The following is a 20,853-nucleotide window of genomic DNA, read 5'->3' on the forward strand; positions in this document are numbered from 1 at the left end:
CACCTACACCAGGGAGCGAGTCGGATCGAAAATATCGCCCGGCAGTTGGAAGCCCAGTTCGGCGATGTGCTCGAGGAACCGCGGACGGATGCCGGTTGCCCGAAACTGTCCGTTCACTCTGTTCAAGTCGTCGACGCCAAGCTTCTGGAACTTCATGATCTCCTGCATCTGGACGACGTCGCCCTCCATGCCGGTGATTTCGGTAACTGAAACCAGACGCCGCGTGCCGTCGTGAAGACGCTCCACCTGGACGATCAGGGTGATTGCCGAAGCGATCTGGGACTTGATGCTCAGCTGCGACATCGGCATGCCCGCCATGCCGATCATTTGCTCAAGCCTGGAGACCGCATCCCGCGGCGTGTTGGCGTGAATCGTCGTCATCGATCCTTCGTGACCTGTGTTCATGGCCTGCAGCATGTCGAAGGCTTCCTCGCCGCGGACCTCGCCCACGATAATCCTGTCGGGCCGCATGCGAAGTGCGTTCTTCAGGAGTTCGCGCTGGCGGATTTCGCCGCGCCCGTCCAGCGTCGGTGGCCGCGTTTCGAGTCGACCGACATGGGGTTGCTGCAGCTGCAATTCGGCGGCGTCTTCGATCGTGATCAGGCGCTCGCGATTTGAAATCTGCGACGAAAGCGCGTTGAGCATGGTGGTCTTTCCGGAGCCGGTTCCTCCGGAGATGATCATCGACACCTTGCCCTTGACGGCCGCGGTCAGCAGAACCTGCATCGCCTTGGCCATCGAATGACTTTCGACAAGGCGGTCGAGCGTATACGGCCGACGTGAAAACTTGCGGATCGAGACGAGCGGACCGTCGATCGCGACCGGCCTGATGGCGGCGTTCACGCGGGATCCGTCGGGAAGTCGCGCGTCGACCAGCGGCGAAGACTCGTCCACACGTCGCCCGACGGCCGTGACGATCTTGTTGATCACGCGCATAAGGTGATCTTCGTCCTTGAACCGGATAGGCGTATCCTCGATCTGGCCATAGCGCTCGATATAGACGTGCTCGTGGCTGTTGATCAGGATGTCGGAAATAGTATCGTCCTTGAGCAACGGCTCTATCGGACCCAGCCCGAGCATTTCGTCGGTGATATCGCTGATCAGGCCGTCGAGTTCACGCGCATTGAGGGGGAAATTCCGCGCCCGGACGTATTCGCGCACCAGCGGCCGGATCTCCGCCGCGAGTTCGTCATTCTGCGCCGTCTCAAGCAGTCCGAGATTGATACGGTCCAGAAGATAGCGGTGCAGGTTCACCCGCTCCGAAACCATGTCGGGGCCAAGAGAACCTCCCTCCACCGGTTTCGGGTCCTCGGTCAGCGGCGGCACGGAAGGAGCGGCTTCGGTCTTCTCGATGAGCGCAAGGTCTGCGCCTGCGCCAGGTGCCTGTTCCGGCAGGCCCTCGGATCGTGACCTGTAAAATCTCCCAATGATCCCGTTGGCCATACCGCCCGCTCTTCCTATTCGACAATCACTTTTGCGCCAATGCGCACCTCGCCGTAGAGCTCCAGCACATCAGCGTTCGTCATGCGAAAACAGCCGGAAGAAACGAAGCCGCCGATCGAGGGCGCATCGTTGGTCCCGTGGATGCGGTAGAGAGTGTCGCGCTGCCCCTTGAACAGATAGATCGCGCGCGCGCCAAGCGGATTGTAGGGACCCGCCGGCATCATTTCCGGCAGCCGCGGGTCGCGCTGGCGCATCTCGGCCGGCGGTCGCCATTCTGGCCATTCGGCCTTGTCGCCGACGCGCACTGTGCCGGTCCATACGAACCCATCCTTGGCCACGCCGATCGAGTATCGGGCGACCTTGCCCGGCGCCACGACGAAGTCGAGCGTTCGCGCCGCGGTCGAGATCAGGATTGTTCCCGGCTTTTCCCTGGTCTCCGTCGCAATGACGTGCCTGGTGACCGGCCCAAGGCTCTTCGGCACCGGGTCGCTTCGTCGCTCCGTCGCGTCAGCTCTGCCAATACCGGCGACGGCCAATAACAAAAGACCGGCTCCGACGCCGCCGCGCGTGAGGCGGCCTATTCGGCCCAGACCGGTCATTTGACGGCCTCGGCAAGTTTTTCGATCTGGCGGACGAATTTCGAGCGGGGGTTGACTTCGGCCGGCAGCATGCCGCGATTGATTGCCTCGTTCATGGTGCCCCAGTCGTCCTCGACGACCATGGCGCTCGATTGCTTGAAGATGTTGTTGGCGTCCTTCTTGCCGATGCCGAAGCTGAAGAGACGCCTGCGATGCTTGTTGGCGATGACCTTGACGGCAATATCGTCGCTTCTGAGCTTCTTGATCCGGTTGTAGACTTCCTTGGCCTGCTGCAGGCCGGGGATGGTCAATTCGGTGACCAGATGGATGGAATTGACCGCGGCCAGCAGTTCATCCTTCCAGTTCGTCTCGTAATAGGGGATGTCGACCACGGTGTGATTGTTCTGGAGAGACACGACGTCCAGCATCCGCAGGACAAGCTCGCCGCCGGAGGGAGCCATGGAGACGCCGGGTTGCCGGAACGACAGCAGCGAAAAGCCGCGCTGGTGCTTTTTCTTGATAATGTCGATGAATTCCAGATCGACCCGCGATGGTTGGGCGATGATCGGCCGCAAATCATAGTCATTGGGCGTATTCAGGTAATGACCGCAGGCGCCGGTGGTAAAATCGAGATCGAACAGGGCAACGCTGACTTGCGTCTTCTTCGCCGTGCGGGCAAGCGCATCGGCCAGCGAGATGGCGACGGAGGTTCCGCCGGCTCCGCCCACCGCCGAGACGACCGCATGCACATGGTTGCCGCCTGAATGCGCCATCTGCACATTTCCGGTCACGGCTTCCAGGAAGCTCTTGCGGTCCAGCGGCTTTCTCACCCAGTCGCTGCCGTTGAGCTTCAGCAGCAGCCGCATGTGCTGGTCGGTCAGTGGATCGGAAACCACGATCAGCGGAAGCGCGGCGAACTTGCGCCGCAGTTCCTGTGCGGCGCTGCTTTCGAGAAGGGTGCCATCGCCGGCGTCGAGCACCAGCAAATCGTAGCTTGCCGGATCGACCGCCAGGCGCTTGTCGAGCAGCGCGCCGTGATCCTTCACCTCGGAGTCGTATTGCGAGAGCGCCGACAGCGAGCTCTGCATGAACTCGGACGCCGCCTGATCCGCCGAGGCGATCAGCACCTTTATTCTTCTCGAAAAGTTCATATGGCTTGTCATCCGAGAATGCCCGATGTTTCCACTGCCGTGGTCAGCTGCCCGAGTTCGTGTTCAGATCCTCGCTTGTGACGGTCACCGGCAAGGCTGGCACCGTAACATTATTGAGACCTAATAAAGCGCCAAGTAAAGGCAGATTGAAAGTGATGCCGAGAACTTCCATGCGTATGGTTAGCACGGCGCCTGCCGGCCTTCCGTAATAGCCAAGTCCCGACATCATGTAGGTGACGCGAACGTTGTTTATCCCGATGCGCGGGTTCAGTTGGCACATTGCGGGGCTTCCGGTGCCGATCGCTTGGCATGTTGTCGCCCCGGGGGCGCCATACACGATGCGGTTGAGTTCCGAGGTGCAGGCCGGTCTGCCGGTGCATGTCCATGGGCCAAGCGCGCCGACCGGTATGGCCACGCCGCCGTTCGTGCTGCCGGATGCCAGGGCTGTCACGGTGACGGGATCGAAACCGGTTACCATCGAACTCGAAACCGCCACCTTGCGCGCGCCGAATTGCAGCGCCTTGACGGTCTGGTTCCACTGGAACATCGCGTAGCCGAACTCGACGAAGGCGGCGAAGACCAGCAAGACCAAAGGAAATACGATCAGCCCTTCGGCGAGTGTTGCACCGGACTCCTCATGAGCGAAGGATCGGAACGGAGAGGCCTTCACCATCCGATATACCTCTCTTCATGATAGGCCCGGATGGTGAGGTTGGCGAGGCCAAGCCAGCCGAACAGCGGTGAATTGCTATAAGCAAGTGACGTGCTCGCGACTGTGACCGGTTTCCCCGCACGCGTAACCGTGGCGAATACGATCGCACTTCCGCTCGGCCCCCATCCCGGAACCCGCAGCGCTGTGGCGGCGGGGTCGGACGTTCCGTAATAGGCGATACGCCGGGCGACTGTGTCGCTGCATTGCGACACGTAGCCGGAAAGCGCATTGCTTGGCTGGCAGCGCGCAAGATAGCGCGCCGCGTCACGCAGCCCGGTCTCGACCTGCTCCTTCTCCCAGAACATGTTGCCGAATTCGAGGATGCCAACGGAAAACAGCGTGACGAACGGCACGATCAGCAACGCCTCGGCGAGGACCGCGCCGCGCTCGTCGCGGTGGAATCGTTCGAGAGTCCGCTTCAGCCGCGTGATCATCGGACCAATTGCGCCTCCTCGCGCAGGAACGTTTCCCAGGCTTCCGCTGCCGTGCAAGCCAATGACGCCGACAATTTCAGCCGTCTCATCGGCCTTGTCACGAACATGCTGACGAATGCTTTCCGGTTGGTGGTCCAGTTCGACGCCGCCATGGTCATCATCGAACCAGATAGGATTCTTCACGCATGAACTGGTCCAGGGAGCCGTTGCCTTGGCCTCCGGTGACATCGACGATTTCGAACGTGATCGGCTTCACGGAGCCGGTGGAGGATTCAACATCGCTCTTGTCCGTTTTCTCGACGGGGTTCGTTAGAAAAACGCTAGCGAAGCTGTCTGGCTTCAGGGTCGTCTTGCCATTGATGGTGGAGTGTTTTGTGCTGTCTTGGAAGTCGTGGCAGTTGACGATCGCAGCGAAGATCACTCGCCTGTCCGGCAACTTGGTGACACTGGACGGGTCGTGACAGGCGACAGCCCCCGTTTCCTTGTTTTTACCGATTCCCGTCTCGTTGATCAAATTGTTGTCGATCTCGTATTTGTAGACATCATAGCGGGAGGGAGGGAAAGAGGTGCCCAAGGGGTTCGTTGCGCTCGGAATCGCCGGCATTGTCGACTGCGGATGGTTCGTCTTCCAATATAGGTCTCGGCTCTGGCTCCACGTGCTGTCGGTCATTCCGGTGCTCGAGTCGTAGTTGTTCCCCAGCGGGAAACCCATCGCGTTCGCGACAACGTCATCGGATGCAAACTTTGAACAATTACTGGATTTCGAGGCCCCCTTGCGGACGTTTATAGAGGGGCGCCACAGCGGGTCGTTTTTGTACTGAGGCTTGTTGATGCTGTTGGCATACACATCGAACCGAACATTAATGCCGGCGTAGACCGGGCCAAAATTCACGCCGGTTTTTGTCACGACTGACCGTTTGCTGTAACAGGCACCGGCTGCACCCTTTCCAAAGGACTCCCTCAGATCCATGTCGGTGTCCAATAGCCCGAAATTTCCGGCGCCAGGTGTCGCTCCCGCCTGAAGTGACAGTATCTGCCGGCCATAGGTCAGGCCTTGTTTGAACGCATCCGGCAGAGAAAGCCCCTGAGCTTCGAAAGGATTGCAGATGAACATCGGCGTTATGTCACAGGCCGAGGCGTCATAAACGGCTACCGCTTCAGCCTGGAAATTCACCGTGGATCTCGTCAAGCCGACAGGTATCGGAAAGAGCGAGGTCATGGCGCGCGGCGTGGATCTCACAAGCAGATAGACTGCCTGCGTTCCATTCGTCGTCTGGTGCGCGGTTATCCAGGCGCTGTCGATCCGAGTGTCGTCGCTGACCGGAATGGTATCGAGGTAGATCGCGCTAACCTGCGTGTTGTCGATAATCGCCGCACCGCTGTTTCCCCCGCGCGCCTGGTTCTTCACCAGAGCGGCGAGCGCGGCGTTGGCCCTCGTGATCGAATCCGTCCTGCCATCGAGTTCGCGAGCGCCGGCAAGCGCCAGCCCGTCGACGGCATTCTGCAGATCGGTATGGAGATTATTGCCGCGCGACACATCGATGACCAGCAGGCTGAAGCCCAGAAGCATCGGCATGGCAATCAGTGTCAATGCCGTGACATAGCCACGGTCGTCGAACAGCACATCGAGTATCTTCCGTCTCATACCAGACCCCAGTGTCGGCTTTCGCCGCACCCAGCTTCGCAAACCCCGGAGCCGCCGCCTGCTCCCTGTCCTGTCCTCGTTTGTTCGTCCTCAGTTCGTGGCCGCGGCCTCGGTCGTGGCTACCGCCGGCACCGGCACGACCACCGCGGTTGGCGCATAGCGCTGCTGCGCCCTTGCAACCACGCGTCCGTCGCCGCCGATCCTGGTGTTCCACGCGCCCGGCGGGAACGGGTTAATCGTCTGAATGCCGATATTGGCCTGCGGGGCGTCGCCAAGGCCGAGCGTCACCGAATCCCTGTGCGCCATGTAATCGGCGCAACCGCTCATCAGCAGGCATGCGCCGAGCACGGCAGCGGCCGTCCTATTTCTTGCCGACGGCATACGCGCCTCCGAAATCGAGATCGATGATGTGACCGTAGGGCCCGATGACGCCCTTTCCATCCTTGAAGCCCCGCATCATGTCCTTGTCGACTTCCAGCATGCCGAGCATGAACATATCCACGTCGTTGCCCGGCCGCGTCTGGTCCAGCGGCGAATGCAGCTTCTCGTCGGGCGAGGCCGGCCGCACGATGCGCGGCGTGACCACGATCACCAGGTCGCTCTCCCGTTTCTGGAACGAGGTGGAGCGAAACAGCGTCCCAAGCACGGGGACCTGGCCAAGCCAGGGCATTTGCTGGACGTCGCCGGCGTTGACCGTCTGCAACAAGCCGGCCATGGCGAAGCTCTGCCCGTCACGCAGCTCGATCGTGGCGTAGGCCTTGCGCGAAATGAAGCCGGGATTGCCGTTGACGGTAACCGACCGGTCGATTTCGCTGACTTCCGGCTCGATCACGAGATTGACGAGCCCATTGTCGAGGACGATCGGTGTGAAGGAGAGTTTCACGCCATAGGGTCGGTAGCTGATTTCGGTCGCGAGCTGTCCGCCGGTGGTCACCGCGCGCGTAATTGGCACCTCTCCGCCGGCATGGAAGCTGGCCGTGGTTCCGCTCATCGTCACAAGATTCGGCTGCGCCAGCCGGCGGACGAGACCCTTTGCCTCCAGGGCGTTGATGACGACATCGATGCGCCAGCCGGAAACTTCCAGCACCTTGGCGATCATCTCCCCGAACGGGGTGCCGTTCTGCGTGGCGACGGCGCCGACTTCTGTCTGGAGTTGATGCGTGTCATCGTTGACGCCAATGTGAAGCCGGGGAGCCGCGGTAAAGAGACCGCCGCTCGCACTTACACCATTGAACCCGATCCCGAGATCCCGCCCCGCGCTGCGCGATGCCTCGATGATGCGCACCTCCAGCATCACCTGCTGGGCGTCGGAAACGCGAACCTGGTTCAACACGGGTTGGCTCGAATATTGCTGCGCGATCTCGAGCACCCGCGCAAGATCGACGCCGTCCTTGACCACGCCGGTAAGCCGAATGCGGTCGTTGACGTTGGTGACGGTCAGCTTCGAACTCGGCACCGCCGAGCGGATCGCCGTCTGGATTTCATCGAAATCGAGCATGATGCGCACGTCGATGACGCCGAGAAGATTTTTCGCGTCGTCATAGATCGAGATGTTGGTGGCACCCGATCCCTTTCCCTGGATATAGAGCGAGCGTTCCGTCAGCGGCACGACGTCGGCTACCGCCGGATTGCCAACCACGAGATCGGCGAAACGGCGGCTGGTGGTGATCGTCATCGTGCTGCCGGGCGCGACCTTCACATAGGCGACGGTTCCCCCGCCGATCGTGATGTTCTTCTGCTGGGCGTGCACCGGCGCGACGAGGCCCGCGAGAAGAGAGGTGGCCAAAAAGACAATTGCGCCGAGAACACGCGTCAGCCTCGAGATCCCCGCTCCTGTGCCTTCAAGTTGGCGATTGCCCATGCTTCGTTACCCCGTCCTCGGCCGCTCTCGAATGGCTTCTTGTCAGTTTAGCGGCGGGACCCGATATTCTTCCCGCTTGGTATTGCGCGAAACGCCAATTACCACGAAGTCCGGTTTCGGCGCCGCAACCAAAACCGGTTTCTCCACAATAACAGGTTTTTGCTTAAGCTTGTCTTCCATCGCGCCGACGCGCGTGCCAAGCGTGTCGCCCACCTTTCTTACGAGCTTCTCCAGATCGGTAAGTCTATTTTGGTCAGCGCCATCATTCTTCAGCGTCTGCGCCATCGGTCCGCCGCCGAGATCGGCAAGCGTCACCGGCTGCGTCTGTTCCACGCCAGAGGAAGCAACATTGCGCAGCGCCAGCGACAGCGTGCCGACATTGGCGGCGAGCGTCAGCTTTTGCGCCTCGGTGGTCGTGACTTCGAAAGTCACGGTCTTGACGACGGAGGGCTTGTCGGTGCGGTCGTCCGCTGTCTGGTCGGCGGCGAGAACCTTGACCCCCTGAAGCAGCACGTCGACAAAGGTCTGGTCGCTTTTGGCCTCTTCATGGACCACCCGCGTCAGCAGGATGTCGACGCGGTCGCCAGGCAGGACGAAACCGGCGACGCCAAGCACGTCATTGACGCGGATCGACACCGCCTTCATGCCTTCGGTGAGTGCCGCCGACAATGTCGCGCGCTGACCGGCGCCGGTGATCTTGGAGGCGAGCACCGGCTCGTCCTTTTCCATCGCCGACATGACGTAGCGAAGCGTGCCGTCCGTGCCGAGCAGATCCTCCGGCTTGCGGAAGGCGCCGGCCGGCAGTTCTCCGGTCGGCCATGCGAGAGCCCTGACATCCTCGGGCTTGACCTGCTCGCCGAAGCGCAGCGCGCGCGTGGCGACAACGATCGTCTCCCCGGCCGCAGGTTCGGCCAGGCCGGCCTGCTGCGCGAGAATGTCGCGCTGGGTGGCGAGATAGGATCGGACGCCGAAGACCGCCAGCAACGCCAGCGCGACCGAGACAAGCAGACTTATGATGGTGGAGCTTTTCATCTAACGGCCCCCGCCGTAACTTTTTCGCCCAGACGAAAGAATCAATCAATCAAGATAATAACTAGATAACAAGCGGCCGACAAAGCCGCTTATTGTCTATGCAGCATTTGTGCCGCGATCAAAAGGCGGCAGGCAAGCCGCCTTTTGACGCCATCGATGTTAGGACGGGGCGGAGAGATTCGTGCTGAACCATGAACCCCAGCTCGTCCACGCGCTAGCCAGGTTGACACCGACCGCCAGCACTGCGGCGATGACGCCTCCAACAAGCAGGCCGAGGAGAACGAGGTATTCCGAAAGCGCGATGCCGTCCTCTTCGCGGGCGAAGGCACGGAACATGCTGATCAATTTGGTCATGATGATACTCCTAAACATGACGTTTCCATTTACCAGTCCGCGAGAGGAGCCCCCAGCGCCAGACAGGGGTTATTAATATCTCGTTAATAAGCGTTTCGTCAATTAGCTAACACTGATGGTACCTTTCTGACTTGGTTTATGGTAAATTAACAACAATCCCATGCAGCTGCTCTTCCTTGGCGACGAAGTAGCTCCAAAGGAGTAGGTCCAGAGGAGGTGCGCGTCGAAACACGACAACGACCATCCGTTGGCGGCCGCGACGCTGCCCCAGGCTGCGTTCAGCCTCAGGTATCCGACTGCTTAGCCCGCCGTTTCCTGGCCCCGATCAAGTTGCCGATGGCTGCGATCGTGGCGGATGCGCCCGCGGCTTTCGCCGGGCATAATCATACCGCATGATTCGACCGGTCAGGCGTCCGGCAACATGCCAAGATGTGGGGGCAGGCGGGATGGAATTCCTCGGGGTGTTGGCTATCGTAGCAGCGGCGGGATTGATCCTCATTGCCGCATGGCAGGACTTCCAAGCTTGGAAAATACGCAACTGGACGGTTCTGGCGCTTGTTGCGGACTATGCGCTTCTGGCTTTGATCCGCTGGGCGAACCCGGCTGGGGCCGGCATTCTTGCGGGGATCGATAGCGCTTCACCGCTCCAGGGCGACCTTGCCGCCGCCCTGTTGCTGCTGACGATCGGCTTCGTGCTGTGGGCCTTGCGGATGCTGGGGGCCGGCGACGCGAAGCTGTTCTTCCCGATCGGCCTGTTCGTCGGGCTGAACCATCTGTTCTCGTTCGCCGTCGGGCTTGCGGCCGGAGGGGTTGTCGTCAGCCTCGCCTTGCAGTTTCCCGTGCCGCTGCAATATCAGGCATGGCCGGCGCTGTCCCGCATCGAAGAGATCCGAAAATCACGCAAGGTGCCTTATGGCGTCATCATGGCCGCCGCAGCGCTGATTGCGATGTACCTGCGTTATTTCGCGGCTTGACAGCCTTGCGATGCAGCTTTTGTCGAGTTGCTTCGGATTACCTTCAAGAGCTACATAACGCTGGCGTGCGAACATGTGGGACAGTCCGTCGCGACCGTTGATGATCGCGCGTGGGCCCTTGAAGTCCAAATGCTGGAGGTCAATGAAGTTCGTCCAGATCGCGGCCGGTGAACCAGCCTTCCTTCATGCCGGTGACGGCAAGCTTGGCGGCTACGGCAGGATCGAGAGCAAGGGCCGGATTCTGATGGATTGGCTGGCCCGTCTCTCGCTCGGCGCGCTCGTAGTTCTTCTCCCGTGTGAGTTGGACGAAGCCGCGCCCATGCCATGGGTAATAGCGGAGGTTCTTCTTGCGCCACGCTTCGGACAGCCGGTAGGCCTCGACCACCGGACAGATGGTGTGCGCAGTCTCCCAGAAGCTGGTGGGCAGCACATAGGCGCGAACTGGTTGCGCAGCAGGCCCCTGCCGCTTGCATTCATCGATAAGCATGCGGGTGCAGCCCAGGGACAGGTCCACGGCAGTTCCTTTCCGCCCTTGCGGGCAGGTTGAGAATGTGGGGGAGAAATGCTTATATTGGTCGCGTGGGGCGCAATATTTTCATTGTTTTGGCGGTGACGGTCGGCTTCGCGCTGGCCGATTTACTTTGGCTGCCGTTCTCCACGGTCAGCCTTGACCCGCGAAACTTTATCGAACTCGCGAAAACTGCGATTGTCTTAGCCGGCTCCTACGGCATCGGACGCTTCGTAGTTTTCCGCCTGCGAGGCGTTGACAGCCAGGCGGCGCGGATCATGCGGAGGCTCGCGGTGAGCCTGAAGGCAATCGCCGTCGCGGGCGCTCTGTTCATTCCTCTCGGCTTCACCAGCGCCGTTTTTATGTACCTGGCTTCGGCGACAACGAGGCCCCTGATGGATGCGACCTTTGCCGATCTTGACGCCGCCATGGGCTTCGATTGGATGGCATTTTTGGCGCTGACCGACGGAGTGCCCGCCGTCGCTATGACGCTCATCTTTGCCTATCACAGCCTGACGCCGCAAGTGGTACTGCTGTTCGCCGGCCACAGCCTTGCGAGAAAGGCAGACCAGCTATTCGAACTCGTGGCTTTGCTTGCCGTCTCTTCTGCCTTCACCGGCCCGCTTATGGCCTTGATGCCGGCCGCCGGTGCTTATGCATATTTCCGCCCGGCCCCGGACAAGTACGCCAGTTTCACTAGCGATGCCGGAATGTGGCATTACGCCGAACTTCTGCGGCTTCGTTCAGGTGAGGAATTCCACCTCATCGTGGCGCAATCACAAGGTCTCGTGACTTTCCCGTCCTATCACACCGTGCTGGCCATTCTGGTCGTATATTCATTGCGCGAGTTCCGCTGGCTGGCGATCCCTCTTGCCTTGCTCAACGCCACAATGATCGTAGCCACACTGCCTGAGGGCGGCCACCATTTGATCGATGTCATCGTTGGCGTTTTGATAGCTACGGCAACGATCGCAATCGTACGAGGCTTCCAATCTCTTAGAACCGCATCGCCAGCTACTGCCAGCAGTGAAGATGCCCCTTCACCTGCTCGCATGCGTTGATCAGGGGCGAAGGGCCGAACGGCCCCCACTCATTGGCCCAGGTGGCCGTAGCGATGGCGCCGACCACCGCGAGGGCCGCACCGGCCACCACCGCGGAATGCCTGGTCCGCCTCTCGACCTTCTGCTTGGCGGTCGACCGCGCAATCACGTCGCGTATGACGGACAGATGGCTGGCGGCGCAGGTCAGCGCGACGACCGCAAAAAGGCCGACACCAATAGCGGGAAAGCTGCTGAAATCCAGCGTCCAGTCTGTCAGCGATGCCGGGCCGATGCCGATCTCGGCGTTGCCTGCGGAAAAGACCCCTGCCCGGCCCATCGACAGGAACAGCATCAGGAAGGCAAGATGGGCATGGACAAATCGCGCCCTGCCGGTTGGACGGGAATAGAAGGCAATGACGACGCCGGCAAGTGCGGCGGTGGCGAAGACGACGAAGGCAGCGGCATCGCCGGAGCCCGGCAGCCCGGCAACCAGATAGACAGGCTCGCGGACCAGCGGGGCGAGAGCCAGAAAACCCTGCCAGGCGGCCGGATCGGCGGGTGACGCGCCAAGCCGGTAGGCGGCCGCGACGAACGCCGCGCCAAGCCCGAAGGTCAGCGCGGGCCCAAGGTAGATCAACCTGGCGGCATATTTCAGCATCGGTCGTCCCCGCAACATCTTGCAGGGACGATGAACTTCTTCCGTTAAGAATTGGTTCCGCGCAAACCTACTTGCGGACCTTGCTGTAGGTTACTTTTCCGTCGGGCGACACGATCCGCTCGAACTGGACCGGGTTCGCCGGACGGACAGGTTCCGGACGCACTTCCTTCGGCTGTTGCGGCGGAGCGCTCAGAACGATTTCATTTGACGGCTCAGCGACGATACCCGCAGGGTCGCCGGCTTCTCCGAGCGCCTGCAAACGCCCGGCCATATCCCGGTTTTCGCCGGTGAGCTTCGCCACCTGCTCCTCGAGCCGCGCGGTCTGGTCGAGCAGCGCTGAGATCCGCTTGTTCAGTTCCTCGAACTGGCTTTGGACACCTTGGTTGACCGTGTCCAACTGCCTGGAAAGCCGCGTCTCGAATTGGCCAAGGCCGGAAAGCCGATCCTCGAGCGTGGCAACTTCGCGGATCGACTGGAAGAGAAAGATCAGCATGACGACCATGCCGATGGCGAAAGCAAGCGAGATGATGTTCAACGTGATGGCTATGCCACCGGCCACTCCGGCCTTCTGCATCAAGGGCTCCGGCGCCGCCGCCGGCGGCCCCGAGTTCTCAGGATACACCACGGATCCCGGTTGGTTGTCGACGAAGCTAAGCATGGCCGCCTCGCCGGACTGGTTCTTTCAAGGGAGGAGGCCGAGCCGTCCGGTCCATGTCAGTGCAGCCGTCCTTCGGAACCCGCCGCGAAGACATGGCGTCACGTCCGCTTCGCCAACGACGTGCTGTTGGCCAGTAGCTGGAGGTTGTTTGCGGTCGTCTCGTTCGACGGGTCGAGCTCGTAGGCTTTCAGGAAATTGCGACGGGCCTGCCGGAGATTTCCACGCAGAAGATAGGAGTAGCCGACATTGTTGTAGTATTCCGGCCGCCCCCCGATCATCGATGCAAGCTGGCGATAGGCTAGGTCGGACGTGTCGAAACGGCCGATCTCGTCGGCCGAGGCGGCAAGGCCGAGCCAAGCCTGCGGGTCCTTGGGAAACAACTCGACCGAACGCTTGAAGAGCGCGTAGGACATTCCGTAGTTCTTTTCCTTGAACTGGGTTTTGCCCAGTGCGATCAGCTCGTCGGTCTTGTAGAACGACACGTCGGGCAGATCCTTCACGGAGGCGGCGCTGTCGCCATAGGATGACATATCTCCGGTCTGGCAACTGGCCAGAAACAAAACGGCGACGGCAACTGCCGCCAAACTCCCCAGTCCCCTGAACACGCTTCTGGACCTTTCCCCGTCCCCAACACCCAATCTTACCGTCCCAAGACTCATCCTACCAAAACTTGCTATAGGCCGGATAAGGAAAATCCAACAGCGCCATACAGTTTATTAGATACTTCTGAACAAGATGTTGCAAAAATGCCCCGCTTCCCGACCGGACTACGACATGCTGGCTGAGAACCTGTTCATGTGCGCCACTGCTGAAGTTGACCGGGCGGTGCTTTCGCGCCGCCGGCATTGTTTGGGTGAAGCACTAGGCCTTGACGATTTGTTCCAGCGAAGGATAGCCGTGTGGTCTGGACTGCTGCTGGTGGCATTCATGATCCTCGCCTTTCCGCCCCAGGCGCTCGCGTTCAAGCCCGGCGGCTGTCTTAGGGTGGTTGGCGTCGATCGTTGGGACTTCCTTTATATACGGGAGCAACCGGACCACCGTTCCGCGAAGGTAGGAGCGATCGACCCGGAAAGCATCTCTCCGATTGTGATCACCGGCGCCTGCACCCCGCCCGGCGCGCCGCCAAGACGGCTTTGGTGCCCGATCAAATACTATGTCACCAAAGAGGCAATCCGCAGCGGGTTCGTAAAGGCCTTCTATACGAAGGAAGTGCCCTGTCCTCCGAGCCTTGACTTCTATCGGGAGTGACTTGAGCGCGGCCGGATCAGGCCGAGGCATGCAGCCGCTTCGTCTCAAAGCGATCCCCGTCCCGAATGATCGCGCGATTGACACATGCGCTCATGAGGCCGGTGCCAAGCTTCCACTCGCATTGAGCAGGAAGCCGGCCAATGAAAACGCCGGCCGCCACGATCAGGAGGCTGACAAAGACCACCAGAATTCGCACAGATTGCCGAAGCATAAGCTACAGCGCCCCAAGGTTCGATCCACCCAAGTTAGGGAGCTTCGGCTAATTCGACGTTAAGAGCAGCGTTAACGCTTTCTTAAGAACGAAGTTGCGGGCGCGGTTAAGAAATGCTTCATTCTCCGCTGGGCAGGGAGGGTGGCTCATGAAAATCTGGTCGTTCGACTTCGCGGGGCGCCTGATCCTCATGCTGGTTTTTGCATTTTTCGTGCTTAACGGGATTGGGCGTCTCGTCGCACTCGTTGGCGACGCGCAAATGTCTCCAGACGACTTCATGCTCCAATTCGTCTCGCGGGCGTCTTCGCTCGTCTTCTCCACGCTGATGGTCACTTTTACCATCATCCGGCTCCCGCCGAAGGATATCAGCCTTGGCTGGGCGCCGCGCATCGCGGCTGTCTGCGGAACCTTTATGCTCACGACTATCGCCATCATGGTTCGCCCAACACCGGCAGAGGGTATGCAAACCATCGCGGCATTGCTGGTTTTCGCGGGCATGACGGGCTCTGCTTATTGCCTTCTCTGGCTCGGCCGATCGTTTTCGATCGATGCGCAGGCACGCCGATTGGTAACGCGCGGTCCTTATGCCATTGTCCGTCATCCACTTTATCTCGCGGAATCGCTCTTCATGGTCGGAGCCGTCGCGGCCAATCCGTCACCCCTGGTCATCACGTCGGTCGCGATGAATTTCGCGATTCAATACTGGCGGATCTTGAACGAAGAACGCGTCTTGTCCTTGGCCTTTCCAGAATATGTCTCGTACTCGCGAAAGGTGCCGATGCTCGTTCCTTTTTCGCGAAGGTTGACGCTAGCCGCGCATTGATGGCCAGCAGTCGCGGGTCGGTTCCGGTAGGGGAGCGACCCCACATTCATCGCTGATCCGGTGCCGCTTGGCATTGCGCTGGGACTGTTCATTGAAAAGCAAACGGGCTTTTTGTGGCGCGCTTTTAAGGGCAGCACGTGTCGTCATCGGCATTGGCCAACGAGAACTGGCGAAGCTCACCGGAATGGCCGGCGTACGATCCTGCGCATCGAGCGCAATGACGAAACGGTCGCGGTGGAAACCCGCCGCAGCATCGTGCGGCCGCCGTACCGACGCGGGTCGAATCTATCCGGCCACGACGGCGTCGTGAAGCCAGTCGCCGGCGATTGTCCCGCGCAGTCCCAAATCACGTACGCTATCCATGTGGTTGCGATCCTTGAGCACGCCCTTCGACACATCTAGGCCCTGCCCCGTCAGGCGGTCAGCAAACAAGCTGGCCTGCTGGTGAAAAGGTTCCGTCTCCCGCTCGCCGACCAACACCGTGACTTTCGTCCGGGGAGAGTGGGATTTGCTCAGCGGCGAAAATGCCTCAACTTCCGTGTCGGTGAGACCTATCAAAGGCTCGAGGAAGGAATGCTGAAGGGGCTTCAAATCGTAAAGCCCGCCGAGCAGGAGTGCCGCCGAAGGGGCCGAACCCTCGTTGAACAAAAAGGTCGCCAGATGCGCCCCGGCGGAATGGCCGCTGACGCTTAGCCGGCTGGGATCGCCGCCATGGCCGGCAATATTATCCAGCACCCATTGCCTCGCGCGCCGGACCTGGTCGACGATTGCCGCCATCCTGACGGCAGGCATCAGCGCATAGTCGATCACGACCGCGATTGCCCCCGCGCTCGTCACCGTTTCGGCAATGTAGGAATAGTCGTTTCTGGTGAACATGCGCCAGTAGCCGCCATGGATGAAGATGTGCACAGGAAGGTCCTTACGCGGCCCCTCCGGAAAGAACAGGTCGAGGCGCTCGGCCTCGTGCGGGCCATAGGCGACATCCGCCAGCATGGGCAGCGCTGCCCGCGTCGCGGCGCTGCGGGCGACGATATCGGCCACGATGTCATCGAAATCGGCAACGTGGTCGCGGGTGCGAAAAGGATCCTTCGACATGGTGTCCGCTCAGAAGGTTACAGCGATGTATTTGGCCTCCATGAACTCGGCGATGCCGTGATGCTGGCCCCCTTCCCGCCCGAGGCCGCTCTGCTTTACCCCGCCGAAGGGCGCGGCGGGATCCGACATCAAGCCGCGGTTGAGGCCGATCATGCCGGCCTCGATCTCCGAGGCCACCCGCATACCGCGGGCCACATCGCGCGTGTAGAGATAGGCGGCGAGGCCGTATTCGGTGTTGTTGGCGTGGAGGATGGCTTGCGCCTCGCTTTCGAAGCGGGTGATGGGCGCCACCGGGCCGAAGATCTCCTCATGCGCCATATTGGCGTCCGGCGAGACTTCGGACAGGACGGTCGGAGGATAGAAAAAGCCATCTCCTTCAAGCACCGAGCCGCCGCACAACACTTTGGCACCCCGATTGACCGCATCCTTGACCAGCCGGTCGATCTTGTCGACCGCCTTCCTGGTGATCATGGGTCCACATTCCGTCTCTGCCCTGGTGCCGGCGCCGATCTTGAGCGCGGCCATGCGCCGGGACAGGCCATCGGCGAACGCATCGTGGATGCCCGACTGGACGTAAATGCGGTTGGCGGCGGTACAGGCTTCGCCGGCATTGCGCATTTTGGCGATCATGGCGCCATCGAGGGCCGCATCGAGATCGGCATCGTCGAAGACGATGAAGGGCGCGTTGCCGCCAAGCTCCATGGAACAGGAGATCACATGCTTGGCGGCCTCGGCAAGCAAGGCCCGGCCGATCCCGGTCGAGCCGGTGAAGGAGAGCTTCCTGACGCGCGGATCGGCCAGCATGGCCGACGTCAGGGGGCCGGGTGTCGACGTCGTCAGCACGTTCACGACGCCGTCCGGGACGCCGGCTTCGCTGTAGAGCGCGGCGAGTGCATAGGCGGTCAGCGGCGTCTCGCTGGCCGGCTTCAGAATGACCGTGCAGCCTGCCGCGAGGGCCGGTGCGATCTTGCGTGTCGCCATCGCGGCGGGGAAATTCCACGGCGTGATGAGGACGCAGATGCCGATCGGCTGATAGTCGACCACGATCCGGTTGGTTCCGGATGGAGCGATGCCGAACTCGCCGGTAATGCGAACCGCCTCCTCGGCGTTCCAGCGGAAGAATTCGGCTGCATAGGCGACCTCGCCGCGCGCGTCGCGCAGGGCCTTGCCGTTCTCCAGCGAGATCAGCATGGCAAGCGTCTCCGACCGCTCGACCATCAGCTCGAAACAGCGCCTGAGAATTTCCGAGCGCTTGCGCGGCGCTGTCTCGCGCCACCCCTTGGCGGCCTTGGCCGCTGCCCCGACCGCGGCGGCGGCATCCTCCAGGGTCGCATCGGGGACCGCCGCGATCACCGCGCCGGAGGATGGATCGGTGACCTCAATGAGCCCGCCGTCGGACGACGGCAGCCATTGTCCGCCAATGTAGAGCCGGTGCGGGAAACCCCGCACATCGTAGAGGTCCTGGTCGAGCTGGAAGGCATTGTGGGGAAGGTTCATCGTCTTGGTCCTGACATTCACATGGCGCAAGCGGTGAGATCGCCGTCATAGGCCGCCTGGACAAGGCGGCGCATGGCGGCGAGGTCGAACGGGCGCGGGTTGTTCTTGATCAGGCGATCGATGCCGAGCGCCTGCTCGGCGGTCCAGTCGAGCTTGTCGGCCGGAAGCCCCAGACCGGCCAGCGTCGGAGTGATGCCGACCGCCGCGAACAAGCGCCTAATCTCCTCGATGGTCGCGCCGGCCATTTCGTCGATGCCACGACCGTTCGGCTCGAGGCCAAGAGCAATCCCTATCTCGGCGATCTCAGCCGCGGCCACACGCCTGTTGTAGCTCATGACATAAGGCATCATCGTCGCCACCCCTAGCCCATGCGGCGTTTGTGTGAGCGCGCCGGCCGGGTATTGCACCGCGTGCGCCGCCGCGGTGCCGGCGGTGCCGAACGCGCAACCCGCCGCCAGCGCGCCCATCATCACGTCAGAGCGCGCCTCTGCGTCGCCGCCGTCAGTAAACGCCTTCTCCAGGCTGCGGCCGAGCAGTTTGACGGCCAGCAGCGCGAAATGGTCGGTCAGCGGCGTCTTGCCGATGAAGACGTGGCGCTGCGGCAGGCTGAAGTCACCGTCCCGGCGCATGGCCGTGAAGGCCTCGATCGCATGCGTGAGGGCGTCTGCACCGGCGATCGCCGTCAAGCCCGGCGGACAAGTCATTGTCAGTTCGGGGTCGCAGATGGCAACGGCGGCAATGAGGTGAGGGCTCGATATGCCGACTTTGAGCGTGCGGTCCGGATCGGATATCACCGCGACGGGTGTCACCTCCGACCCTGTGCCCGCCGTGGTCGGCACGGCGATGAGCGGCAGCGTCGGCCCCGGAACCTTGAACTCGCCGTAGTAGTCCTGCAGCTCGCCGCCGTGGCTGATCAGCAAGGCTGCGCATTTGGCGAAATCGAGACAGCTGCCGCCGCCGATGCCGATCACCATATCGGGCCCAAAGCCCCGCGCTTGCTCGACGCACACCGCCACGGAGTCGCGCGGCACATCCGGCAGGACATCGTCATGGACCAGCACTTCGATCGACGCTGCCTGCAAGGATGCCATGATTTCGGCGAACACGGCCGTACCGGCGAAACGCTCGTCGGTGCAGACCAGGGCGCGTCGGCCGTAGCGAGCGGCCACGACTGGCAGTGCATGGCGTTGCCGCTTCCCGAATAGAATTTCGCGTGGGAGCCGGAGGGCTGTGAGAAGGCTCATGACAGGCTGCATCCTTGAGGAGTGTCGGAGAACTCGCATTGCAAAATCCGCACCGAAGATCCTGAACTGAACGGCACCGATAAGATCGTATAGGATATAGTATTGCATCGGTCAAACCCTCGTGTTAGCAGTCTCCCCTGTCGAGAGGCGAAAGAATGCAACCTGTCATTTTGAGCAATAATGGTGAAGCACCCACGGGAGCGGGTCGCATCCAGCGCGCGAGCAGCCTGGCCGAGGACGTCTACGAGGCCATTTTCGCGCAGCTGATGTCGCTGAAGATCGCGCCCGGTTCGCGCATCACCGTCGACAATCTGGTCAAGGAGTTCGACGTTTCCCATACGCCGATCCGCGAAGCGCTCGGGCGTCTGGAAGGCGAAGGCCTGGTTCTGAAGACGCATCTGATCGGATACCGCGCCGCACCGCAGATCAGCCGGCGCCGTTTCGACGAATTGTACGAAATGCGTCTCCTGCTCGAACCGCACGGCGCGGCGAAGGCCGCTGCCGCGATGGACGAGGCCAAACTCGGCACGCTGCTGGAGGCAGCAGGCGTGATGTCGCGCCGCGAGGGCAAGGACGAGCGTCTGCGCTACTCAAACTTCGCCCGGCAGGACGCGATCTTCCACGACAAGATCATGGAATATGCCGAAAACGAGCTCATTCGCGAGACGCTGGGTTATCAACACACCCACTTCCACATTTTTCGCCTGATGTACCACTCCCGCGTGACCGAGGAGGCGCTGGACGAGCATGAGGCGATCCTTGCCGCGTTCGGTTCGGCCGATCCCGATGCGGCCGCGAAAGCAATGCGCGCCCACATCGAGCACTCGCGCGATCGCCTGCTGCCGGCCTTCGATTGAGGCTAAACCGATGTCCGCGCCGCTGACCACCAACGATAACGCCGAGGGATACTACTTCCCCAACTCACCATTCTGAGGACGGACAAAGCCAATGCGGGGTGCCGCATGGCTCGCCCGGCTTTTTTTCACACGACAGAGGAACCGACTATGTCAGGCAAGAAAATATTGATGCTCACCGGCGAGTTCACCGAGGAGTACGAGATCTTCGTCTACCAGCAGGCGATGGAAGCCGTCGGTCACACCGTCCACGTGGTCTGCCCGGACAAGAAGGCCGGAGATCTCATCAAGACCTCCCTGCACGACTTTGAGGGCGACCAGACCTACACCGAGAAGCTCGGCCATTTTCAGGTGATCAACAAGACGTTTGCCGAGGCGGAAAAGCAGCTCGATCAATACCACGCCGTATACTGCGCTGGCGGCCGCGGCCCGGAATACATCCGCACGGATAAGCGTGTGCAAGCCATGGTGCGCCACTTCCACGACACCCGGAAACCGATTTTCACGATCTGCCATGGGGTCCAGATTCTGATTGCCGTGGACGGCGTCGTGCGCGGCAAGAAGGTCGGCGCGCTCGCCGCCTGCGAACCGGAAGTGACGTTGGCAGGCGGAACCTATGTCGACCTCTCGCCGACGGAGGCCTATGTCGACGGCACAATGGTGTCGGCCAAGGGTTGGACAGCCCTCGCTGCCTTCATCCGCGAATGCCTGAAGGTGCTCGGGACCGAGATCCGCCATAACTAAACAAGGCCGGCGCACGTCAACAATGCGCCGATTTCCGTTGTTGCAAGGTGTGCAGGCCACGCTCCAATGGTAGCCGCTCGCATCCGCAC

General features: G+C 61.3%; 23 protein-coding genes. 6 read left to right on the forward strand and 17 right to left on the reverse strand.

Annotated elements, in window-relative coordinates:
• Positions 1 to 3: 3 nt before the first annotated feature.
• The 10 genes from FJ960_RS14915 to FJ960_RS14960 form a co-directional block, all read right to left on the reverse strand.
• A complete protein-coding gene (locus FJ960_RS14915) occupies positions 4 to 1,443 on the reverse strand; it encodes a CpaF family protein (protein ID WP_140714911.1) in 1,440 nt (479 codons plus the stop codon).
• A gap of 14 nt (positions 1,444 to 1,457) precedes the next feature.
• Complete coding sequence (locus FJ960_RS14920) at positions 1,458 to 2,042, reverse strand: L,D-transpeptidase (RefSeq protein ID WP_140714913.1); 585 nt, start codon at positions 2,040 to 2,042, stop codon at positions 1,458 to 1,460.
• Positions 2,039 to 3,172: a pilus assembly protein gene (locus FJ960_RS14925; RefSeq protein ID WP_140714915.1), complete on the reverse strand. Its 1,134-nt coding sequence runs from the start codon at positions 3,170 to 3,172 to the stop codon at positions 2,039 to 2,041. Before FJ960_RS14925 ends, FJ960_RS14920 begins: the two co-directional genes overlap by 4 nt.
• Before the next feature lie 43 nt (positions 3,173 to 3,215).
• Positions 3,216 to 3,845 carry a TadE/TadG family type IV pilus assembly protein gene (locus FJ960_RS14930; RefSeq protein ID WP_140714917.1) on the reverse strand — a complete coding sequence of 210 codons (630 nt, stop codon included), beginning with the start codon at positions 3,843 to 3,845 and terminating at the stop codon, positions 3,216 to 3,218.
• A complete protein-coding gene (locus tag FJ960_RS14935) occupies positions 3,839 to 4,501 on the reverse strand; it encodes a TadE/TadG family type IV pilus assembly protein (RefSeq protein WP_246672823.1) in 663 nt (220 codons plus the stop codon). The genes FJ960_RS14930 and FJ960_RS14935 overlap by 7 nt, the downstream gene beginning before the upstream one ends.
• Positions 4,476 to 5,942 carry a TadE/TadG family type IV pilus assembly protein gene (locus FJ960_RS14940; protein ID WP_181174245.1) on the reverse strand — a complete coding sequence of 489 codons (1,467 nt, stop codon included), beginning with the start codon at positions 5,940 to 5,942 and terminating at the stop codon, positions 4,476 to 4,478. The genes FJ960_RS14935 and FJ960_RS14940 overlap by 26 nt, the downstream gene beginning before the upstream one ends.
• A gap of 111 nt (positions 5,943 to 6,053) precedes the next feature.
• A complete protein-coding gene (locus tag FJ960_RS14945; protein WP_140714921.1) occupies positions 6,054 to 6,344 on the reverse strand; it encodes a pilus assembly protein in 291 nt (96 codons plus the stop codon).
• A complete protein-coding gene (locus FJ960_RS14950) occupies positions 6,325 to 7,749 on the reverse strand; it encodes a type II and III secretion system protein family protein (protein WP_246672824.1) in 1,425 nt (474 codons plus the stop codon). Before FJ960_RS14950 ends, FJ960_RS14945 begins: the two co-directional genes overlap by 20 nt.
• A gap of 117 nt (positions 7,750 to 7,866) precedes the next feature.
• Positions 7,867 to 8,856 (reverse strand): Flp pilus assembly protein CpaB, encoded by a 990-nt coding sequence (gene cpaB, locus FJ960_RS14955; RefSeq protein WP_140714925.1) that lies wholly within the window; start codon positions 8,854 to 8,856, stop codon positions 7,867 to 7,869.
• Positions 8,857 to 9,015: 159 nt separating this feature from the next.
• Positions 9,016 to 9,210: a hypothetical protein gene (locus tag FJ960_RS14960; protein WP_140714927.1), complete on the reverse strand. Its 195-nt coding sequence runs from the start codon at positions 9,208 to 9,210 to the stop codon at positions 9,016 to 9,018.
• A 446-nt stretch (positions 9,211 to 9,656) separates the two neighbouring features.
• Between FJ960_RS14960 and FJ960_RS14965 the strand changes: the two genes are divergently transcribed.
• Entirely contained in the window at positions 9,657 to 10,184 is a 528-nt protein-coding gene (locus FJ960_RS14965) for a pilus assembly protein CpaA (protein ID WP_140714929.1), read from the forward strand.
• 139 nt (positions 10,185 to 10,323) lie between these two features.
• Here FJ960_RS14965 and FJ960_RS14970 read toward each other — a convergent pair whose 3' ends face one another.
• The gene (locus tag FJ960_RS14970) at positions 10,324 to 10,698 is read right to left on the reverse strand and encodes a hypothetical protein (protein WP_140714931.1); all 375 of its coding nucleotides are present in this window, start codon (positions 10,696 to 10,698) and stop codon (positions 10,324 to 10,326) included.
• 35 nt (positions 10,699 to 10,733) lie between these two features.
• Between FJ960_RS14970 and FJ960_RS14975 the strand changes: the two genes are divergently transcribed.
• Positions 10,734 to 11,753, forward strand: coding sequence for a phosphatase PAP2 family protein (locus FJ960_RS14975; RefSeq protein ID WP_140714933.1), 1,020 nt, complete (start codon positions 10,734 to 10,736; stop codon positions 11,751 to 11,753).
• On the opposite strand, the gene FJ960_RS14980 is transcribed toward FJ960_RS14975, so the two are convergent.
• From FJ960_RS14980 to FJ960_RS14990, 3 genes are all read right to left on the reverse strand, one after another.
• Entirely contained in the window at positions 11,707 to 12,390 is a 684-nt protein-coding gene (locus FJ960_RS14980) for a hypothetical protein (protein WP_140714935.1), read from the reverse strand. The two genes, FJ960_RS14975 and FJ960_RS14980, sit on opposite strands and share 47 nt — an antisense overlap.
• A 67-nt stretch (positions 12,391 to 12,457) precedes the next feature.
• On the reverse strand, positions 12,458 to 13,048 hold the full coding sequence (locus FJ960_RS14985) for a hypothetical protein (protein ID WP_140714937.1): 591 nt from the start codon (positions 13,046 to 13,048) through the stop codon (positions 12,458 to 12,460).
• Between the two features lie 98 nt (positions 13,049 to 13,146).
• Positions 13,147 to 13,578: a tetratricopeptide repeat protein gene (locus tag FJ960_RS14990; protein ID WP_245262326.1), complete on the reverse strand. Its 432-nt coding sequence runs from the start codon at positions 13,576 to 13,578 to the stop codon at positions 13,147 to 13,149.
• A gap of 244 nt (positions 13,579 to 13,822) precedes the next feature.
• Here FJ960_RS14990 and FJ960_RS14995 point away from each other — a divergent pair, with 244 nt between their 5' ends.
• Both FJ960_RS14995 and FJ960_RS15000 read left to right on the forward strand, forming a co-directional pair.
• Positions 13,823 to 14,296 (forward strand): hypothetical protein, encoded by a 474-nt coding sequence (locus FJ960_RS14995; RefSeq protein WP_140714941.1) that lies wholly within the window; start codon positions 13,823 to 13,825, stop codon positions 14,294 to 14,296.
• 359 nt (positions 14,297 to 14,655) lie between these two features.
• The gene (locus FJ960_RS15000; protein WP_140714943.1) at positions 14,656 to 15,330 is read left to right on the forward strand and encodes an isoprenylcysteine carboxylmethyltransferase family protein; all 675 of its coding nucleotides are present in this window, start codon (positions 14,656 to 14,658) and stop codon (positions 15,328 to 15,330) included.
• Positions 15,331 to 15,615: 285 nt separating this feature from the next.
• On the opposite strand, the gene FJ960_RS15005 is transcribed toward FJ960_RS15000, so the two are convergent.
• The 3 genes from FJ960_RS15005 to FJ960_RS15015 form a co-directional block, all read right to left on the reverse strand.
• The gene (locus tag FJ960_RS15005) at positions 15,616 to 16,371 is read right to left on the reverse strand and encodes an alpha/beta hydrolase (RefSeq protein WP_348642361.1); all 756 of its coding nucleotides are present in this window, start codon (positions 16,369 to 16,371) and stop codon (positions 15,616 to 15,618) included.
• Between the two features lie 63 nt (positions 16,372 to 16,434).
• The gene (locus FJ960_RS15010) at positions 16,435 to 17,922 is read right to left on the reverse strand and encodes an NAD-dependent succinate-semialdehyde dehydrogenase (protein ID WP_140714947.1); all 1,488 of its coding nucleotides are present in this window, start codon (positions 17,920 to 17,922) and stop codon (positions 16,435 to 16,437) included.
• Between the two features lie 17 nt (positions 17,923 to 17,939).
• Entirely contained in the window at positions 17,940 to 19,166 is a 1,227-nt protein-coding gene (locus FJ960_RS15015; RefSeq protein ID WP_140714949.1) for an iron-containing alcohol dehydrogenase, read from the reverse strand.
• 155 nt (positions 19,167 to 19,321) lie between these two features.
• On the opposite strand from FJ960_RS15015, the gene FJ960_RS15020 reads away from it, so the two are divergent.
• Together FJ960_RS15020 and FJ960_RS15025 are read left to right on the forward strand one after the other, a co-directional pair.
• The gene (locus FJ960_RS15020) at positions 19,322 to 20,023 is read left to right on the forward strand and encodes a GntR family transcriptional regulator (RefSeq protein WP_140505842.1); all 702 of its coding nucleotides are present in this window, start codon (positions 19,322 to 19,324) and stop codon (positions 20,021 to 20,023) included.
• A 147-nt stretch (positions 20,024 to 20,170) separates the two neighbouring features.
• The gene (locus FJ960_RS15025) at positions 20,171 to 20,764 is read left to right on the forward strand and encodes a DJ-1/PfpI family protein (RefSeq protein WP_140505914.1); all 594 of its coding nucleotides are present in this window, start codon (positions 20,171 to 20,173) and stop codon (positions 20,762 to 20,764) included.
• The last annotated feature ends 89 nt before the right edge of the window (positions 20,765 to 20,853 follow it).

This window comes from Mesorhizobium sp. B2-3-11 (assembly GCF_006442215.1).
Taxonomy (GTDB): domain Bacteria; phylum Pseudomonadota; class Alphaproteobacteria; order Rhizobiales; family Rhizobiaceae; genus Mesorhizobium; species Mesorhizobium salmacidum.

What these genes read in the sequence shown, in the direction of transcription:
- FJ960_RS14990 (WP_245262326.1), bottom strand. Translation starts at nt 13,578, where the DNA reads ATGTCATCCTATGGCGACAGCGCCGCCTCCGTGAAGGATCTGCCCGAC.
- FJ960_RS14965 (WP_140714929.1), top strand. Translation starts at nt 9,657, where the DNA reads ATGGAATTCCTCGGGGTGTTGGCTATCGTAGCAGCGGCGGGATTGATC.
- FJ960_RS14925 (WP_140714915.1), bottom strand. Translation starts at nt 3,172, where the DNA reads ATGAACTTTTCGAGAAGAATAAAGGTGCTGATCGCCTCGGCGGATCAG.
- FJ960_RS15000 (WP_140714943.1), top strand. Translation starts at nt 14,656, where the DNA reads ATGAAAATCTGGTCGTTCGACTTCGCGGGGCGCCTGATCCTCATGCTG.
- FJ960_RS14980 (WP_140714935.1), bottom strand. Translation starts at nt 12,390, where the DNA reads ATGCTGAAATATGCCGCCAGGTTGATCTACCTTGGGCCCGCGCTGACC.
- FJ960_RS14920 (WP_140714913.1), bottom strand. Translation starts at nt 2,042, where the DNA reads ATGACCGGTCTGGGCCGAATAGGCCGCCTCACGCGCGGCGGCGTCGGA.
- FJ960_RS14915 (WP_140714911.1), bottom strand. Translation starts at nt 1,443, where the DNA reads ATGGCCAACGGGATCATTGGGAGATTTTACAGGTCACGATCCGAGGGC.
- cpaB (WP_140714925.1), bottom strand. Translation starts at nt 8,856, where the DNA reads ATGAAAAGCTCCACCATCATAAGTCTGCTTGTCTCGGTCGCGCTGGCG.
- FJ960_RS14945 (WP_140714921.1), bottom strand. Translation starts at nt 6,344, where the DNA reads ATGCCGTCGGCAAGAAATAGGACGGCCGCTGCCGTGCTCGGCGCATGC.
- FJ960_RS15025 (WP_140505914.1), top strand. Translation starts at nt 20,171, where the DNA reads ATGTCAGGCAAGAAAATATTGATGCTCACCGGCGAGTTCACCGAGGAG.
- FJ960_RS14985 (WP_140714937.1), bottom strand. Translation starts at nt 13,048, where the DNA reads ATGCTTAGCTTCGTCGACAACCAACCGGGATCCGTGGTGTATCCTGAG.
- FJ960_RS15015 (WP_140714949.1), bottom strand. Translation starts at nt 19,166, where the DNA reads ATGAGCCTTCTCACAGCCCTCCGGCTCCCACGCGAAATTCTATTCGGG.
- FJ960_RS14995 (WP_140714941.1), top strand. Translation starts at nt 13,823, where the DNA reads ATGCTGGCTGAGAACCTGTTCATGTGCGCCACTGCTGAAGTTGACCGG.
- FJ960_RS14930 (WP_140714917.1), bottom strand. Translation starts at nt 3,845, where the DNA reads ATGGTGAAGGCCTCTCCGTTCCGATCCTTCGCTCATGAGGAGTCCGGT.
- FJ960_RS15020 (WP_140505842.1), top strand. Translation starts at nt 19,322, where the DNA reads ATGCAACCTGTCATTTTGAGCAATAATGGTGAAGCACCCACGGGAGCG.
- FJ960_RS15010 (WP_140714947.1), bottom strand. Translation starts at nt 17,922, where the DNA reads ATGAACCTTCCCCACAATGCCTTCCAGCTCGACCAGGACCTCTACGAT.
- FJ960_RS14960 (WP_140714927.1), bottom strand. Translation starts at nt 9,210, where the DNA reads ATGACCAAATTGATCAGCATGTTCCGTGCCTTCGCCCGCGAAGAGGAC.
- FJ960_RS14975 (WP_140714933.1), top strand. Translation starts at nt 10,734, where the DNA reads ATGTGGGGGAGAAATGCTTATATTGGTCGCGTGGGGCGCAATATTTTC.